At 64.1% G+C, this 15276-nt stretch carries 20 protein-coding genes and 1 riboswitch; of the genes, 4 read left to right on the top strand and 16 right to left on the bottom strand.

All coding sequences use genetic code 11. From position 1 onward, the window contains the following. Positions 1-121: 121 nt before the first annotated feature. Together XH85_RS38465 and XH85_RS38460 are read left to right on the top strand one after the other, a co-directional pair. Entirely contained in the window at positions 122-388 is a 267-nt protein-coding gene (locus tag XH85_RS38465; RefSeq protein ID WP_091879404.1) for a DUF2277 domain-containing protein, read from the top strand. A gap of 98 nt (positions 389-486) precedes the next feature. Next, the gene (locus XH85_RS38460; protein ID WP_128936092.1) at positions 487-699 is read left to right on the top strand and encodes a hypothetical protein; all 213 of its coding nucleotides are present in this window, start codon (positions 487-489) and stop codon (positions 697-699) included. Positions 700-708: 9 nt separating this feature from the next. Here the strand turns inward: XH85_RS38460 and XH85_RS38455 are convergent, their stop codons facing one another. The 3 genes from XH85_RS38455 to XH85_RS38445 all read right to left on the bottom strand — a co-directional run bounded on the left by XH85_RS38455 (position 709) and on the right by XH85_RS38445 (position 2728). Then, entirely contained in the window at positions 709-1233 is a 525-nt protein-coding gene (locus XH85_RS38455) for a collagen-like domain-containing protein (RefSeq protein ID WP_128936091.1), read from the bottom strand. 108 nt (positions 1234-1341) lie between these two features. Next, on the bottom strand, positions 1342-1590 hold the full coding sequence (locus XH85_RS38450) for a helix-turn-helix domain-containing protein (RefSeq protein ID WP_091879398.1): 249 nt from the start codon (positions 1588-1590) through the stop codon (positions 1342-1344). A gap of 370 nt (positions 1591-1960) precedes the next feature. Further along, positions 1961-2728, bottom strand: a complete 768-nt coding sequence (locus XH85_RS38445; protein ID WP_128936090.1) for an SDR family NAD(P)-dependent oxidoreductase — start codon at positions 2726-2728, stop codon at positions 1961-1963. Positions 2729-2839: 111 nt separating this feature from the next. Here XH85_RS38445 and XH85_RS38440 point away from each other — a divergent pair, with 111 nt between their 5' ends. Beyond that, positions 2840-3325 carry a J domain-containing protein gene (locus tag XH85_RS38440; RefSeq protein ID WP_128936089.1) on the top strand — a complete coding sequence of 162 codons (486 nt, stop codon included), beginning with the start codon at positions 2840-2842 and terminating at the stop codon, positions 3323-3325. 190 nt (positions 3326-3515) lie between these two features. Here the strand turns inward: XH85_RS38440 and XH85_RS38435 are convergent, their stop codons facing one another. The 3 genes from XH85_RS38435 to XH85_RS38425 form a co-directional block, all read right to left on the bottom strand. Continuing rightward, positions 3516-3767, bottom strand: a complete 252-nt coding sequence (locus tag XH85_RS38435; protein WP_091879390.1) for a hypothetical protein — start codon at positions 3765-3767, stop codon at positions 3516-3518. 213 nt (positions 3768-3980) lie between these two features. Beyond that, positions 3981-4241: a hypothetical protein gene (locus XH85_RS38430; protein WP_128936088.1), complete on the bottom strand. Its 261-nt coding sequence runs from the start codon at positions 4239-4241 to the stop codon at positions 3981-3983. Between the two features lie 156 nt (positions 4242-4397). Beyond that, entirely contained in the window at positions 4398-4781 is a 384-nt protein-coding gene (locus XH85_RS38425; RefSeq protein WP_128936087.1) for a RidA family protein, read from the bottom strand. A 466-nt stretch (positions 4782-5247) separates the two neighbouring features. Between XH85_RS38425 and XH85_RS38420 the strand changes: the two genes are divergently transcribed. After that, the gene (locus XH85_RS38420) at positions 5248-5682 is read left to right on the top strand and encodes a hypothetical protein (protein ID WP_091879378.1); all 435 of its coding nucleotides are present in this window, start codon (positions 5248-5250) and stop codon (positions 5680-5682) included. 105 nt (positions 5683-5787) lie between these two features. Here XH85_RS38420 and XH85_RS38415 read toward each other — a convergent pair whose 3' ends face one another. The 10 genes from XH85_RS38415 to XH85_RS38360 form a co-directional block, all read right to left on the bottom strand. Beyond that, entirely contained in the window at positions 5788-6483 is a 696-nt protein-coding gene (locus XH85_RS38415) for a glutathione S-transferase family protein (RefSeq protein ID WP_164940591.1), read from the bottom strand. Between the two features lie 240 nt (positions 6484-6723). Further along, complete coding sequence (locus XH85_RS38405; protein ID WP_128936085.1) at positions 6724-7371, bottom strand: glutathione S-transferase family protein; 648 nt, start codon at positions 7369-7371, stop codon at positions 6724-6726. 714 nt (positions 7372-8085) lie between these two features. Further along, the gene (locus XH85_RS38395) at positions 8086-8607 is read right to left on the bottom strand and encodes a mismatch-specific DNA-glycosylase (RefSeq protein ID WP_128936084.1); all 522 of its coding nucleotides are present in this window, start codon (positions 8605-8607) and stop codon (positions 8086-8088) included. A gap of 98 nt (positions 8608-8705) precedes the next feature. Next, complete coding sequence (locus XH85_RS38390) at positions 8706-9344, bottom strand: hypothetical protein (RefSeq protein ID WP_128936083.1); 639 nt, start codon at positions 9342-9344, stop codon at positions 8706-8708. 220 nt (positions 9345-9564) lie between these two features. After that, positions 9565-11463, bottom strand: a complete 1899-nt coding sequence (thiC, locus tag XH85_RS38385; RefSeq protein WP_128936082.1) for a phosphomethylpyrimidine synthase ThiC — start codon at positions 11461-11463, stop codon at positions 9565-9567. A gap of 170 nt (positions 11464-11633) precedes the next feature. After that, entirely contained in the window at positions 11634-12260 is a 627-nt protein-coding gene (locus XH85_RS38380; RefSeq protein ID WP_128936081.1) for a thiamine phosphate synthase, read from the bottom strand. Further along, positions 12247-13029: a thiazole synthase gene (locus XH85_RS38375; RefSeq protein ID WP_128936080.1), complete on the bottom strand. Its 783-nt coding sequence runs from the start codon at positions 13027-13029 to the stop codon at positions 12247-12249. The genes XH85_RS38380 and XH85_RS38375 overlap by 14 nt, the downstream gene beginning before the upstream one ends. Positions 13030-13228: 199 nt before the next feature. Further along, positions 13229-13426 (bottom strand): sulfur carrier protein ThiS, encoded by a 198-nt coding sequence (thiS, locus tag XH85_RS38370; protein WP_128936079.1) that lies wholly within the window; start codon positions 13424-13426, stop codon positions 13229-13231. Then, on the bottom strand, positions 13417-14427 hold the full coding sequence (locus tag XH85_RS38365; RefSeq protein WP_128936078.1) for an FAD-dependent oxidoreductase: 1011 nt from the start codon (positions 14425-14427) through the stop codon (positions 13417-13419). The genes thiS and XH85_RS38365 overlap by 10 nt, the downstream gene beginning before the upstream one ends. After that, a riboswitch (TPP riboswitch) is annotated at positions 14415-14543 on the bottom strand. It overlaps the preceding gene by 13 nt. 122 nt (positions 14544-14665) lie before the next feature. Beyond that, positions 14666-15214, bottom strand: a complete 549-nt coding sequence (locus XH85_RS38360; RefSeq protein ID WP_128936077.1) for a lytic transglycosylase domain-containing protein — start codon at positions 15212-15214, stop codon at positions 14666-14668. Between the last annotated feature and the right edge of the window lie 62 nt (positions 15215-15276).

Here is a 15276-nt window from a genome sequence, read left to right as displayed (position 1 = left end):
TTCCTCTCCCCGTGCGGCTCGTATTCGGCGGCCGCGTTGCCGCGGAACTTAACAGAAGTGCGGGGAAGGATGTAGGATTTCGTCGCCGCCGATCGTCCTTGGACATATCCGGAGAGACTGCATGTGCCGTAACATCAAGACGCTGTTCAACTTCGAACCACCGGCGACGGAGGACGAGATCCACGCCAGCGCGCTCCAGTTCGTGCGAAAGCTGTCCGGCTTCAACAAGCCGTCACAGGCCAATGAGGAGGTGTTCGAGCGCGCAGTGGCGGAGGTGTCGGAGGCCGCGCGGCGGCTGTTGAGCTCGCTGCACACCCATGCGCCGGCGCGCGACCGCGAGGTCGAGGCGGAAAAGGCCAAGGAGCGCTCGCGGCTGCGGTTCGGTTAGCGATCCCAGAGAGCCCGTTCCGTGATCTGGCTCACGGAAGAGGGCCCACTTACTGCGCGATGATGTCCGCCGGGGTTTTGATAACCCGGAGCATGATCATGAGCCGCCCCCTTCTTCCCTTGAAAGCAGGTGCCGTCACCCTCACGGTACTGTGGACCGCTTGGATGATGTGGTGGAGCGGCTCCTTCTCGAGCGTGAACACGATCATCCTCGCCCTGTGCGGCGCCGCGGTCGGCTATCTCTGGTATCGGGCCATGCGTTGGCAGTTCGAGCGCATGGGCATGCTCCCGCGACGCGAACACGAGGAATAGGCTCGTCTGCTAGCCCTTGTTGCCGCGCTTCTTCTTTTTCTTCTTCTTCTTCCTGAGATCGTCGCCTTCGCCTTCGTCGCTCCCATCATCGGCGATCGGTTCGTCAGTCTCCTGCACGGCGGCCTCCAGCGCCTCGCGCTCGGCGGCTTCACGCTCGCGCTGGCGGCGGCGTTCATCCCAGGCGTCGAACAGCTGCTCGAGCCATGGCAGCACCTGTTCGATCGACGGCAATTGACCGGGCGGCCCGGCCTCGCCACGCGGGCCTTGCGGCCCTGCGGGCCCCTGCGGTCCGACAGGCCCCTGCGCGCCGGCCGGTCCGCGCGGACCGGCTTCGCCTTGCTTACCTTGCGGACCGGGCTTGCCTGGCGGTCCGGCCTTTCCGATCGGTCCCGGCTTGCCTTGTGGACCCGGCTTGCCGCGCGCGCCGTCGGGGCCGCGCCGGCCCGGATGACCCTGCGGTCCCGGCCGTCCCGGTTCGCCCTGCCGCCCGCGCGGTCCCTGAGGTCCCTGCCGTCGTCCCTGATCGTCCGCCACGCCACTGCTCCCCTTTCACGGAAGCAAGCTACTTAGCGGCGTTTGACGACAGCAGCAATTCCGCCCGCCCATCGCACGGGATCGCTCAACATCGATCGGCACCGCGCGCTAATCCTGATAGGCGGGCACTTCGATTCCGGAGGCGGCATAGAGCCGGATCTTGTTGCGCAGCGTGCGCACCGACAGGCCGAGCACGCGCGAGGCGCGCGTGCGGTTGCCGTCGCAGCGCGCCAGCGTCTGAAGCACGAGCTCGCGCTCGACCTCGTCGACGGTGGCGCCGATCAGCAGCGGAACGATCTGGTTCGGTGCAAGGAATTGCGCGCCCGGCTCGGACGCAGCGACGTGAACAGTGGTCATCAATACACTCCCCGATCAACGCCCGCTTCCACCGTTGGAAGCGGATCGAGAACAAACGACCCCCAAGCCGTGAATCTACGGTGGTCCGGTTTGGTTAATGAAAAGTTAACCGCGGGCGATCGCACCAATTGACCTCAGGAATGCCGCGAAGCCGCCGCGATTGGCGCGGGATGCATGGTGATGCGGGCCTATCTTGCGCGACGCAGCTGTCATGCCCCGCGCTGCCACATCCTCCGCTGTCATGCCCCGCGGAGGCGGGGCATCCAGTACGCCGCGGCCCTTCCGTATCCCACAACGGTCTCTGGGATAGTGGATCGTCCGCCTGCGCGGACGATGACACTGAGCCAGTGGTAAGAGCTTCCGCGCTCGCTCACACCGTCCGATATCCGCCGTCCACCATCACGATCGTTCCGGTGACATAGGCCGACAGATCCGAAGCCAGGAAGATCGCGGGGCCGACGATGTCCTCGGGCTTGCCGGTGCGCGCCAGCGGAGTGTGATCGACGAAGGCCTGCACCAGCGCCGGATTGGTCGCGCGCACATTGGCGTTGATGTTGGTCTCGATGAAGCCGGGCCCGATCGCATTGACGCGTACGCCTTCCTTGCCGAGCTCGACCGCGAGCGCCTTGGTGAAGCCGAGCACGCCGTGCTTCGAGGTCGTATAGGCCGCCGAGCTCGGCGTGCGCAGATGCACGAAGGACTGGATCGAGCCGATATTGACGATGCGCCCCTTGCTTGCGCGCAGGGGCGCGAGGAACGCCTGCGTCATGTTGAAGACGCCGTTGAGGTTGAGCGAGATGATGTCGCTCCAGTCCTTCGCCACCGTCTCGGTCTCGGCGGTGAAGGCGTTGCGGCGGGTGATGCCGGCATTGTTGACGAGGATCGAGACCTGCCCGACCTTGTCCGCGACTTGCTTTGCCAGTGCGAAGCAATCGTCACGCCTGGTCACGTCCAGCGCAAAGCTCTCGGCCTTGCCGCCAGCCTTGCGGATCTCCTGGGCGGCCTCCGCCACCGTGTCGGCATTGACGTCGAGCAGCACCACTTGCGCGCCTTCCCGCGCATAGCCGGCTGCGATCGCCCGGCCGATGCCGGAACCGGCGCCGGTGACGACGGCGATGTGGTTTGCGAGCAATGCCATGACAGTTTCCTCCCGTTTTCGTTTCGAAGTTTCACGAAAAGCTAACTCGAAATTAAGGGGTCGGAAACGGCGGCCTTGGCATACTGATCTTCATTGCTAAACGTTGCGCGCATGATGGAACGGCTTGAATCCTGGAAACTCGCACTCGAACGCCTGCGGTCGGCGCAATCTGCCGATTGGGCCGAGGCCGGCCGGCTCGTGGCCGAGATCGCGCGGATGAGCACTGACGTCACGCTGCGCCAGGCGGCGGAGCAGGCGCTACCAGTACTGCGCCAGGCCGTCGACAATGACGATCACAGCGTCGCACTGGCAGCTCAGCGCCGCATCAGCGTGGTGCTCGAGGTCATTCATGATCTGACCGCGCCGCGCTTCGGTCGCCGCAATGCCATGCCGAAGAAGCTGTCGAGCGAGGATCGCGCCCGCAAGGTGCTCGGCCTGCCGCTCGCTGTGCAGCTCACGTGCGAGGATATCAATCAGGCCTATCGCCGCGCCGCCAAGGGCATGCATCCCGACCATGGCGGCAGCGCGCAAGCCTTCATCGACCTCGCCGCCGCGCGCGACATCCTGATCCATCCCGGCGCGCACAAGGACGCGTGAGAGCGCCTGGCGATATCTCGTAGGGGTGGGCAAAGGCGCAAAGCGCCGTGCCCACCATTTTCTTCACGGATGGAATCGGTGGGCAAGCTTCCGCTTTGCCCGCCCTACGATCTCTGTTCACGCAGCTCGAAAAAAAGCGCGGGCAAGGACGCGAGGTCCTTGCCCGGCTCTTCGTCCGTCGATCGAATTGTTACCAGGTGCAGTGGCCGTTCATGAGCGCCTGATCCTTCAACATCAGCGCATCGCCGAAGGTCGGCACGGTCGCACTGACGCGGGAGTAGTCGGACGGCCACGGCGTGGTCGGGATGCTCTCGTCCCAGATCTGGCAGAAGCCGGTGTCCTGCCAACGGATCAGGTGATAGCTGGCTTCGGCAGGGCTCGCAGCGACGAACGCGGTGACGGCAAGACCGACGGCAGCGCAGAGCACGGAAATACGACGCATGATCAGCTCCTCAAAATGAAAGGTGGGATGCGCCTCCCGACAATGATGGGAAGGCCGGTGCGGGACGCTTTTGGGCCTGCGCCCCGGACAAGATGTGAGTAGTTCCGCCAGCCGGTCAGGTTCAAAGCGGGCGCGCGGGAAAATGCGCGTGCAAAACGGAAAGGGCGGATCGCTCGCGCGACCCGCCCTTCAAATTCGATCCGTTGCGTCAGCTCAGAGCGTGCAGCGTCGCTCCGACCGCATCTTGATCTGGAGGTCCGACGCCTCCTGGAAAGTCGGGAGCGGCTTGCTGATGATCTTATAGGTCGACACCCCCCACTGGAACGGCTTGTACTGCAGATCCTCGTTCCAGACCTGGCAGATGCCGGTGTTGTCCCAGCGGATCACGTAATAGCCGACCTTCGCCGAGGCGGGCACGGCGAACACGGACGAAGCGATGCCGGCAACGGCACAGAGCGCGAGCGCGCGACGCATGAAATATCTCCTTGTGGGGGAAGTGGGATCCGAAAATTCGTGCGGGAAAAGCAGGGTCTTTGCAAGCCGGGGAGCGGCCGTTCACGGACATGTCAGTTGCTGCCGCGCATTTGGTTTGGCCGCGTGCCCGACAAGTCACACGTGCTTAAGCGTTGCTCACTTCGAAAGCGACGCCACCGCCTCGATCTCGATCAGCATCTTCGGATCGGGCAGCGCCTGCACCACGCAAGTCGTGCGCGCGGGGTAGGGCGGCGGGCCGAAGGCGCCGGCATAGAGCGCGTTCATGGCGGCCACGTCCGAGGCGCGGGTCAAGAGCACGTTGACCTTGACGAGGTCGTGCATGCTCGCGCCCGCATCGACCAGCACCCGCTTGATGTTGACGACGACGTTGGCGAACTGCGACTCGAACCCATCGGGCAGCGCGCCATTGGCGTCGAAGCCGGGAATGCCGGAGACGAACAGGAGATTGCCAACGCGGGTGGCAAAAGACAGCGGCGGCGCCTTGACATGCGGCGGGGGCGCGAAATGCTGGATCGGCATGGGATCACCTCGGGGACGGTCGATAGACGCATGAGCGTACCGGCAGGCGAGGGGCGCTCAAAACAAAAAATGCGAAAACAACCCCATGCACAGTAGAAAAGGCCAAGCTTATCAGCGTTTTCGAAAAGTCCGAAATAAAAGTTGACTCGTCGGGCAAAACACTGGCATGAATTGCATCATGGCGCAGTGCCGGCTTGCTGCTCCAAACTCCGTCGTCATGCCCCGCGCAGGCGGGGCATCCAGTACGCCGCGGCCTCTCGGTTCAGCCACAACCGTCTCGGAATACTGGATCGCCCGCCTGCGCGGGCGATGACGGTTGAATGCGTTGCCGCATTTCACGCCTCACGCCTCGTGCCTCACGCCTCACTCCTCACGCGCCGCAATCATGTTGCCGCCGCGATCGATCGGATAGATTTGTCGCGTCTGATTCGATTCCTGCCTTGAAAAGTAGCCCCCGGAGATCCCCATGAAGCTCGCATCCACCTTCCGCGCCGCGCTGGTCGCCATCGCCGCCCTGGCTGGCCTCTCGACGGCGGCACGGGCCGACAGCGGTTTCGTGACGCTGACGATCTACAAGGCTGGCTGGATCATCGGCGGCTCGGGCGGGAGCGGCGTGCTCAATTTCCGCGGTCGCACCTATGGGCTCTCCACGGGCGGGCTCGACTACGGCCTCGTGTTCGGCGGCTCGAAAACCGTGCTGCGCGGCCGCGTCTCCAACATCAATCGCCCCTCGGATGTCGCCGGCGTCTACGGCGCCGCCGGTGCCGGCCTTGCCGTCGGCGCCGGCGCCCGCGCCATCGTGCTGACCAACCAGAAGGGCGCCGTGCTGGAATTGACCGGCCGGCAGGTCGGGTTGATGGCGAATGCGGATCTCAGCGGGCTTGCGATCACGATGCGGTAGGGCACGCCGCTTCAACGCCGTCATTGCGAGCGATGCGAAGCAATCCAGTCCGTCCCCGCGGCGAGATTCTGGATTGCTTCGCTGCGCTCGCAATGACGGAATAGTCTACGTCCTGCTCACTGCCGCATGAATCCGCTCGCAATGCGCGACGAGGTTTGCGTGCGCATCGACGAAGGCCTTCAGCGGCGTCGGGATCGGAAAGTAGTGGATGTTGGCGATGAAGCCGTAGATGCCGGCATCGATGCTGGTGGGCGCCGCGCCATGCATGTAGCCGGCAGCCGGCACGATCTCGGCCAGCACCTTGAGATCGGCAAGCCCCCGCGCGTAAGCCTGCTCGGGCGTGTAGCGGCCGATGCCCTGGAAATGATAGCGCTGCGCGTTGTAGGCCTTGGCCTTCTCGAAGCCGGCCGCGTCGATCTGCGGATGCTGCGCGATGAAGGCATCGCGGAACGCCGGATAGAAGCGCTCGTCCTTCCAGCGCGAATACGACATCACCCAGTAGAGATCGTCCAGCATGCGCGTGACGAGATGATTGGTGCGCCGCTGTTCCGGTGCGAGCAAGGCATCGATGGTGAGGAGATATTTCGCGATCGCATGCGCGATGATGGTCTCGCTGTCGCCGATGGTCTCGCCGTCGTCGACGATGTAAGGCAGCTGCCCGCGCGGCGCGGCGGAGGCATCGAAGACGTGCTCGTGCACGAACGGCACGCCCGCGAGCTTAAGGAAGGCATAGACCTTGAGGCCGTAGCCGTTGTTGTCGGCGACGCCGAACAGCTCTGGGTAGGAGTAGAGGGTCAGCATGGGCGGCGGCTCCTCTGTGTTGGCGGAGGCCAGCATGCAGGGGCGCCGTGGCAGACGCAATGGGTGGACGGGATTTGTCAAACCCGCGCTGTCGTCCTGGCGAAAGCCAGGACCCATACCGCGGAATCTATCGGTTGCGAACAGTCGTAGTACCGGACCACCAGTCTTCGCCAAACTTTGCGCTGGGGTAATGGGTCCTGGCTTTCGCCAGGACGACGGCTGAACGCGGAGCGGCGCCCCCTACGAACGCGACGCCGCGGTGAACACCGCCAATTGCGCATCGAACGCCCGCTTGAAAGCCGGCCGCGCCTCACCGCGGGCGACATAGGCGGCGATTTCAGGATATTCACCCAGCAGGCCCGACGTGTTCAACCTCCGCAGCACCGTCACCATCAGGAGATCGCCGGCGCTGAACGCGCCATCGAGCCAGTCGGCCTCGCCGAGGTGGCGGGACAGTTCGCCGAGCCTGATACGGACGCGATCTTGAAGCATGGGCAGGCGCTCGGCGTACCAGCTCTTGTCGCGCTCGAACAGCATCGCCATCGCGAGCTCGATGATCGGCGGCTCCAGCGTGCTGAGCGCGGCGAACATCCACGCGATCGCGCGGCTCCTCGCATTCGGCTCGACTGGCAGCAGTCCGGCATGATGTTCGGCGATATGGAGCACGATCGCGCCGGACTCGAACAAGGCGAGATCGCCGTCCTCAAAGGTCGGAATCTGCCCGAACGGATGCAGTGCGCGGTGCGCCGGCTGCTTCATTTGCTCGAACGAGAGGAGGCGGACGTCGTAGGGCTGGCCGACTTCCTCCAGCGCCCAGCGGACCCGCATGTCTCGGGCCTGCCCGCGGCCGCGGTCGGGCGAGTTTTCGAAGGCGGTAATGGTGGGCATCGGGGCGCTCCGGGCGTGATGTATCCAGAGGACGAACGGGTGGGGCGGATTCCGACAGGGTACTTCATAGAACCTGTAGCCCGCATGAGCGAACGACATGCGGGTCAACCGCCGACCCCGGATATCGCTTCGCTCATCCGGGCTACGAGTTGCCAGCCAATCCACCGGTGTCGTCCTGGCGAAAGCCAGGACCCATACCGCGGAATCTATCGATTGCGCACGATTGCAGTACTGGACCACGAGTCTTCGCCAAACTTTTCCCTGGGGTAATGGGTCCTGGCTTTCGCCAGGACGACGAGTGGGCGTGCGGGGTGAGCTGCCCGCCTCGCAAACGGTCTCGTAGGGTGAGCAAAGGCGCGTTCCTCGCGCGCCGTGCCCACCGTTCTACCGTAGGGCTATCGCATATGGCGTGAATAATGCTTCGGCATCGGCAGTGGGCTCCCTCTCCCGCTTGCGGGGGAGGGCTGGGGTGGGGGTGCCTCCGCGTCGGGATTATCGAGAATTGCGGAGGCGATCCCAGTGCGGTGAGAGCCCTCACCCGCCGCGCTCGGGACGATGCTTCGCATCGCCCGGGACGCGTCGGCCTCTCCCGCAAGCGGGAGAGGCGGAGCAAACTCGCGGGTGGCCCCCGCGAAATGCATATGCGATAGCCCTACGTTCTACCGGATTGCGTGGAGAGATGGTGGGCACGGCGCAAAAGCGCCTTTGCCCGCGCTACGACTTGATCCACGCCGCCAGCTCGCGCCACGGCTCCAGCGTCCAATGCCCGGACGCTGCTCCCGATGGCGACGGCAGCACGAATACCTCCCCTGGACACTCATCGCGCGCCTGCCGCCCCAGGACAATCCCCCGCGACGGCCTGCCGTAAAACAAGCTCGCCGCCTTCTTGCTCGTGAACGCAATCGTCCGCGGCCGATACTTTTCGATCTTGGCCCTGAAGCTAGGTACGTCGATCGTCTCCGACGCGATCTGGTGATCCATGCCGGCGCCCGTTTTGCAGAGGTCTGTGAAGCCGATCCCGAGCGCGATCAGCGAAGCGAACTCGCCCGGCTGATAGCGCCGCGGCGTGATCCCGGCCTCATGGATCGCGCGCCAGAAGCGGTTGCCGGGATGGGCGTAGTAGTGCCCGAGCTCGGCCGAGCGCGTCGAGGCGGCGGTGCCGACGAAGACGAGGCGGAGGTCGGGACGGAGCTGGTCGGGGAGGCGGTGGAGGATGGCTACGGGCAAGCGAATCATCCGCGGCTGTAGCTCGCATGAGCGGTGTGATATGCGACTGTAAGGACTGCGAATGTCGCTCCGCTCATGCGGGCAACGCTAGCCGGGAATGGTAGCCCTTAATCGTCCGGCTCAAAGTCCGATATGGCTGATCTGTCTACATTGGCCCCCAAACCGACTCTTCCACGCTCATCAGCCTGCAGCATCTTTCGAGCAACCAATTGCACAATTTGGCCGCGGACCACTTCAATTGGGGCGTTCAATTTTTGAGATACCTTTATCGAAAGATCTGAGATGGTGTACCGAAACGGTTCATCCCCTATGAGGTTGAATACTTCATTCGATATTCGACCGACAAAGGCAATGTGAGTTTGCAGCTGGTTGCCCATTTCCGAGATCATTCTTGCCGCATTCGAATCCTGAAGGGCAGCCATCGCCGTACTGTGGGAACTCATAAGTTCGGCTTGAGCCTCCTTGTAACTCTCGACGCCGCTGTCGAATGATCTGAGGCTATATTTATCCTCCTTTCTCTGCTCGAGGATAAGTTGATGGATCATCTCCAAGAGAACTAGCCGCAAGGATTGAGGTGATAGTTCATCTGCTTTGAGATTGTAGCTGGCATAACCAACAGCTTCATTCCGGTACCGCTGAGCAATCTCATCGAAGGAGTACCCGACTCGATCCCTGAAACATTTGCTGGATAACAGCGCGGCGCCACTTTTGTACTGCCAGCTCGCGTCGCTCGCGGATTTGATCAATTACAGAGATAATGAAGGCGGCGGTCGCTGCAACTGCGGAAATAGATACGGTTATATAGTAGATGTCCGAAAGCCCCATAGCAATCTCCCCCAAGCTGCGACTTAGAATAGCGATTCACAAAGGGAAGGCAAACAGGTTGTGGTTGCCGTTGGGAGGGGGCCCGTTGGGCCCTCCCCTCGCATCAGTTCTCGATTGCATCGGTCGTTGCGTCGACGCCCCTCACAACACCCGATTGCTCTCCTTCACCTTCTCCGCATCCAGATAAACGTTGCTCCCCATCTCCTTGAACTTCGCGCTCATCTTGGCCATTCCGTCCTCGACGGTGCCGGCCATCGACATCCCCACCGAGTTCGGATCGTTCAGCGTCGCGGCGTAGTCCCGCACGTCCTGCGTGATCTTCATCGAGCAGAATTTTGGCCCGCACATCGAGCAGAAATGGGCGACCTTGTGGGCTTCCTTCGGCAGGGTCTCGTCGTGGAAGTTCTTGGCGGTATCCGGATCGAGGCCGAGGTTGAACTGGTCGGTCCAGCGGAAGTCGAAGCGGGCGCGCGAGAGCGCGTCGTCGCGCAGTTGCGCGGCAGGGTGGCCCTTGGCGAGATCGGAGGCGTGCGCCGCGATCTTGTAGGTGATGACGCCGGTCTTGACGTCGTTGCGATCGGGCAGACCGAGATGCTCCTTCGGTGTGACGTAGCAGAGCATGGCGCAGCCGAACCAGCCGATCATGGCGGCACCGATGCCTGAGGTGATGTGGTCATAGCCCGGCGCGATGTCGGTGGTCAGCGGTCCAAGCGTGTAGAACGGCGCTTCGCCGCACTCCTTGAGCTGCTTGTCCATGTTGATCTTGATCTTGTGCATCGGCACGTGGCCGGGGCCTTCGATCATGACCTGGCAGCCCTTGTCCCACGCGATTTTTGTCAATTCGCCGAGGGTCTCCAACTCGGCGAACTGCGCGCGGTCGTTGGCGTCGGCGATCGAGCCCGGACGCAGGCCGTCGCCGAGCGAGAACGAGACGTCATACTTGCGCATGAGGTCGCAGATCTCGTCGAAATGCGTATAGAGGAAGCTTTCCTTGTGATGCGCCAGGCACCACTTCGCCATGATCGAGCCGCCACGGCTGACGATGCCGGTGACGCGGTTCGCCGTGAGGTGGATGTATTGCAGGCGCACGCCGGCGTGGATGGTGAAGTAGTCGACGCCCTGCTCGCACTGCTCGATCAGGGTGTCCTTGTAGAGCTCCCAGGTCAGCGCTACCGGATCGCCGTTGCACTTCTCCAGCGCCTGGTAGATCGGCACGGTGCCGATCGGCACCGGCGAGTTGCGCAAGATCCATTCGCGCGTGGTGTGGATGTTGCGCCCCGTGGAGAGGTCCATCACGGTGTCGGCGCCCCAGCGGATCGCCCACACCATCTTCTCGACCTCTTCCTCGACCGACGACGTCACTGCCGAGTTGCCGATATTGGCGTTGATCTTGGTCAGGAAGTTGCGGCCGATGATCATCGGCTCGAGTTCGCTGTGGTTGATGTTGGAGGGGATGATGGCGCGGCCGCGCGCGATCTCGTCGCGCACGAATTCCGGCGTGATGAAGGCGGGCACGGAGGCGCCAAAGCTTTCGCCGTCGGCGAGGGCCGCTTCGGCGCGTTCGAGCTGTGCCTTCCGGCCGAGGTTCTCGCGGGCGGCGACGTAGATCATCTCCTTGGTGATGATGCCGGCGCGGGCGAATTCGAGCTGCGTCACCTTGTGGCCGTCGAGGCCGCGTAAGGGCTTGTGATAGGCCGAGAAGGCGCGCGCGGCCTTGTCGGTGGAGACGCTGCCATTGTCCTCCGGCTTGATCTGCCGGCCCTCATATTCCTCGACGCCGCCGCGCTCCAGCACCCATTGCTTGCGGTTGCGCGCAAGGCCGGCGTTGACGTCGATGGTCACGCTCGGGTCGGTATAGGGGCCCGAAGTGTCATAGACCGGCAGGTTCGGCTCGCCTGCGCCTTCGGAGAGGATGATTTCGCGCAAGGGCACGCGCAGGTCGGGCGCGGCGTCAGGGGATGCGAAGATTTTTCGCGAGGAGGGAAGCGGGCCGGTGGTGACGGCGGGGATGGTCTTTTCGGGGTTGGAGCGGATGTTCATGGGGGCCTCCGTTTAATTCTGTTGTGCGTGCGTTTGGGCAACGCTGGCGACGAAGTTCTCCGTCATTGCGAGCGCAGCGAAGCAATCCAGAAATGTTTCCGCGGAAGCAGTCTGGATTGCTTCGTCGCAAGGGCTCATCGCAATGACGGGTGGAGAGAGCGGGACATGCATCACGCAGCCTCCACCGTTAGGCCGAGCCACTGCCGCACGCGGGCATCGGGATCGGCGTTTTGGGTGACGTCGGACACGACGGCGATGGAATCCGCGCCCGCCGCAAAGATCTCCGCGGCGTGCTCGAACTTGATGCCGCCGATCGCGACCAGCGGAATGTTGCCGATGCGCTGCTTCCATTCCGTGATTTTTGGAATGCCCTGCGGCTCGAAGCGCATCGATTTCAGCGTGGTGAAGAAGATCGGGCCGAGCGCGACGTAATCGGGCTTGGCTTTGAGCGCCGTCGCAAGCTCGGCGTCGTCATGGGTGGAGATGCCGAGCGACAGCCCGGCCTCGCGGATCGCCTTGAGGTCGGCGTCGGCGAGATCCTCCTGGCCGAGATGCAGATATTTTGCGCCGGCGACGACCGCCGCGCGCCAATAGTCGTTCACGACCAGCTTGGCCTGCGTGTCCTTGGTGATCGCCAGCGCATCCGTGACGATCTGCAGCGCGTCGGCGTCGTTCAGCTCTTTGGCGCGCAGCTGAATGGTGCCGACGCCGAGTTTCGTCAGGCGCTCGACCCATTTAAGGCTGTCGACAACGGGATAGAAACGATCAGGATACGCGTGGCGATCAGGATACGGCATGCCAGAACGGGGTCCCAACGACAGGGGTGGAAGGGGAGGCGAAGTCGCGGGCGTTCATCAGTCCGGCTTCGTAGGCGGTGCGGCCGGCCTCGACACCGAGGCGGAAGGCGTTGGCCATGGCGACGGGATCGGCGGCTTTGGCGATGGCGGTGTTGAGCAGCACGGCGTCGTAGCCGAGCTCGAGCGCGTGCGCGGCGTGGCTCGGCGCCCCTAAGCCGGCGTCGACCACTAGCGTGATGTCGGGCAGTCGCTCGCGCAGCAGCTTGAGCGCATCGCGATTGATGATCCCCTTTGCGCTACCGATTGGCGCCGCCCACGGCATCACCACCTTACAGCCGGCATCGACCAGGCGGTTGGCCACCGAGAGATCCTCGGTGCAATAGGGGAAGACCTCAAAGCCGTCCTTGATCAGGATGCTGGCGGCCTCGACCAGGCCGACGACGTCGGGCTGCAGCGTGTCGTTGTCGGCGATGACTTCCAGCTTGATCCAGCTCGTGCCGAACAATTCGCGCGCGAGTTTTGCGGTCGTCACCGCCTCGCGCACGCTGCGGCAGCCCGCGGTGTTCGGCAGCACGGTGACGTCGAGCTCGCGGATCAGCTTCCAGAACGCGTCCCCGGTCTTGCCGCCGGCGGATTCGCGGCGCAGCGACACCGTGACGATGTTGGAGCGGGAGGCGCGGATCGCCGCCTGCATGATCGCAGGCGAGGGATAGAGCGCACTGCCGATCAGGAGGCGCGAAGCGAAGGTCTTGCCGTAGAAGGTCACCATGAAGGTGTCTCCTCAAATGCAGTGCGCTCCCTCGCCCCGCTTGCGGGGAGAGGGTCGGGGTGAGGGGGAGCCTCCGCGGGGACGGTGAGAGCTGGACTCGCGGAGAGCCCCCCTCACCCGGAATTTGCTTTGCAAATTCCGGCCTCTCCCCGCAAGCGGGGAGAGGCGAAGGAAGGCGGCGACCGCATTCACCATCTCCTCACCCTCCCTGCCGCGGCGTGATGATCTCGATCTCGTCGCCGGCTTTCAGCGCTGTCTCAGCCCAGCGGCTTTTCGGCACGACGTCGTAATTGAGCGCGATGGCGAAATGGGTGCCCTGGTAGTCGAGCTCGGTGAGCAGCGCGTCGACGCTGGCTGAGCTCACCTCGCGCTGCTCGCCGTTGACGATCACCCGCACTGCATCACCTCGTTGTCGATCTGGCCGCGCTGGACGTAGGCAAGTGTCAGCTCGGCGAGCGCCGGCGCGAGCAGGAAGCCGTGACGGTAGAGCCCGTTGACGCTGATCTTGCCGTCGCGAATGCCGATGCGTGGCAAATTGTCGGGAAAAGCGGGGCGCAGGCCGGAGCCGAATTCGACGATGCGGGCTTCGCCGAAGGCAGGATGCACGGCATAGGCGGCCCCTAACAGCTCCAGCGCCGAGCGCACGCTGACGCCGGTGTCCTCGGCCTCGATCGAGGTCGCGCCCAACATGAACAGATTGTCCTCGCGCGGGATCACGTAGAGCGGCCAGCGCGGATGGATCAGCCGCACCGGACGCGCAAGCTGCACCTCGTCTGTCTCGATCAGGATCATCTCGCCCTTGACGCCGCGTAAGTCAGGCTGCTCGTCGCGCGCGGAAAGGCCGCGGCAGTCGATCACGATGCCGTCGAGGTCTTTGGCTGAAACGTCGCTGGAGAATTTGATGGTGCCGCCGGCGGCGCGGATGCGCTCGTGCAGCTTGGGCAGCACGCGGCGCGGCTCGACATGGCCCTCGCTCGGGAAGAACAGGGCCTCGCGGAAGCGGCCCTCCAGCGACGGCTCCAGCGCGGCGAGGCCGGCGGCATCGAGCCGCTCGTGGCCCTCGGTCATCCGGGCGAAGCGCTCGAAATCGTTGCGCTCGCGGGGATGGGCGACGACGAGCGAGCCGTTGAACGGCGTTTCCGGCAATTCGCGGCGCCAGATGTCGAGGGAGCGCAGGCCGAGGCGGCTGATGATGGGTTCGGCGACCTCCGCCTCGCAATAGGGCGCGAGCATGCCGCCGGCCCAATGGCTGGTGGCGTCGGTCATGGCGGCGTCACCACGCTCGTGTAACGTCACGGCATGGCCGGCCTGCGCGAACAGCAAGGCCTGCCAAGCCCCTGCGATGCCTGCGCCGATGATGGATACCGGTGAGTCCGGTCGCTTGGTGGTCTGGTACATCCCTGTCCCTTCGCCGGCATGACCCGGATCAGGTTCAAAGGGTCACCGCGGTCCTGGGCGGTATTGCCCATTTAGCGGTATCTCAGCTCCTCCTCGGAGCACCCCTCGGAACGGCTCTAATGTATGCCAGTGGGAGCTGGTGTCAACGCGTCAGGCGGGAACCGGGCCGTTCGTGGCGCTTCGAAGACGCGCGTGAACGCGCTCTTGGCACGCTGCAGCGCGTCCGGGACACGCGGAGTTACTTCAAGGCCTGCGCCCGGGCGTTGCGGACACGCTGGGCGAGCTTCCTGTGCGGGGCGGTGCCAAACATCGGCTGCGGGTTGCCGTTCGGCTCGAGCCAGGTCGCGCCCATATTGGTCTCGCCCATAGTGGCGACCTGCACGGCCTCCTGGCGCTGCCGCTTTGCAACGTAGTAATAGCCGCCCGCGAAATAACGCACGGCTCGGGCGTGGTCGCCATTGGCGGCGCGATAGGCGCCGGCGAGATATTTGACCGCATAAGTGAGATTGGTGTTGGGATCGCGCAGGCCGGCGGCATCGCCGGTGTAGCCGACCCCGCGGGCGGTCGCGAGCTTGATCTGCATCAACCCGATGGTGCCGCCGCGGCCGACGAGGCCGGGCTGATAACGGCTCTCGCGCATGATCACGCGGTGCACCAGCGCCTCCGGCACGCCATTGGCGCGGGCATGGGCCGCGACCATCTCGGCATATTCGGCTTCGCCGGCGAATGCGGCCTGCGGCAATGTCAATCCGGCCGCGAGCAGCGCGGCAACGCGTAAAATCTTCATCGAAATATTCCTTGGCAGAACGGACCTGCACCCGTGCGGGTTAGGCCGTGGGAACACGGCGA

This window comes from Bradyrhizobium zhanjiangense (genome assembly GCF_004114935.1).
GTDB classification, from domain to species: domain Bacteria; phylum Pseudomonadota; class Alphaproteobacteria; order Rhizobiales; family Xanthobacteraceae; genus Bradyrhizobium; species Bradyrhizobium zhanjiangense.
The sequence above is the reverse complement of the archived record's forward strand: the minus strand, read 5'-3'. Positions and strand labels throughout refer to the sequence as shown.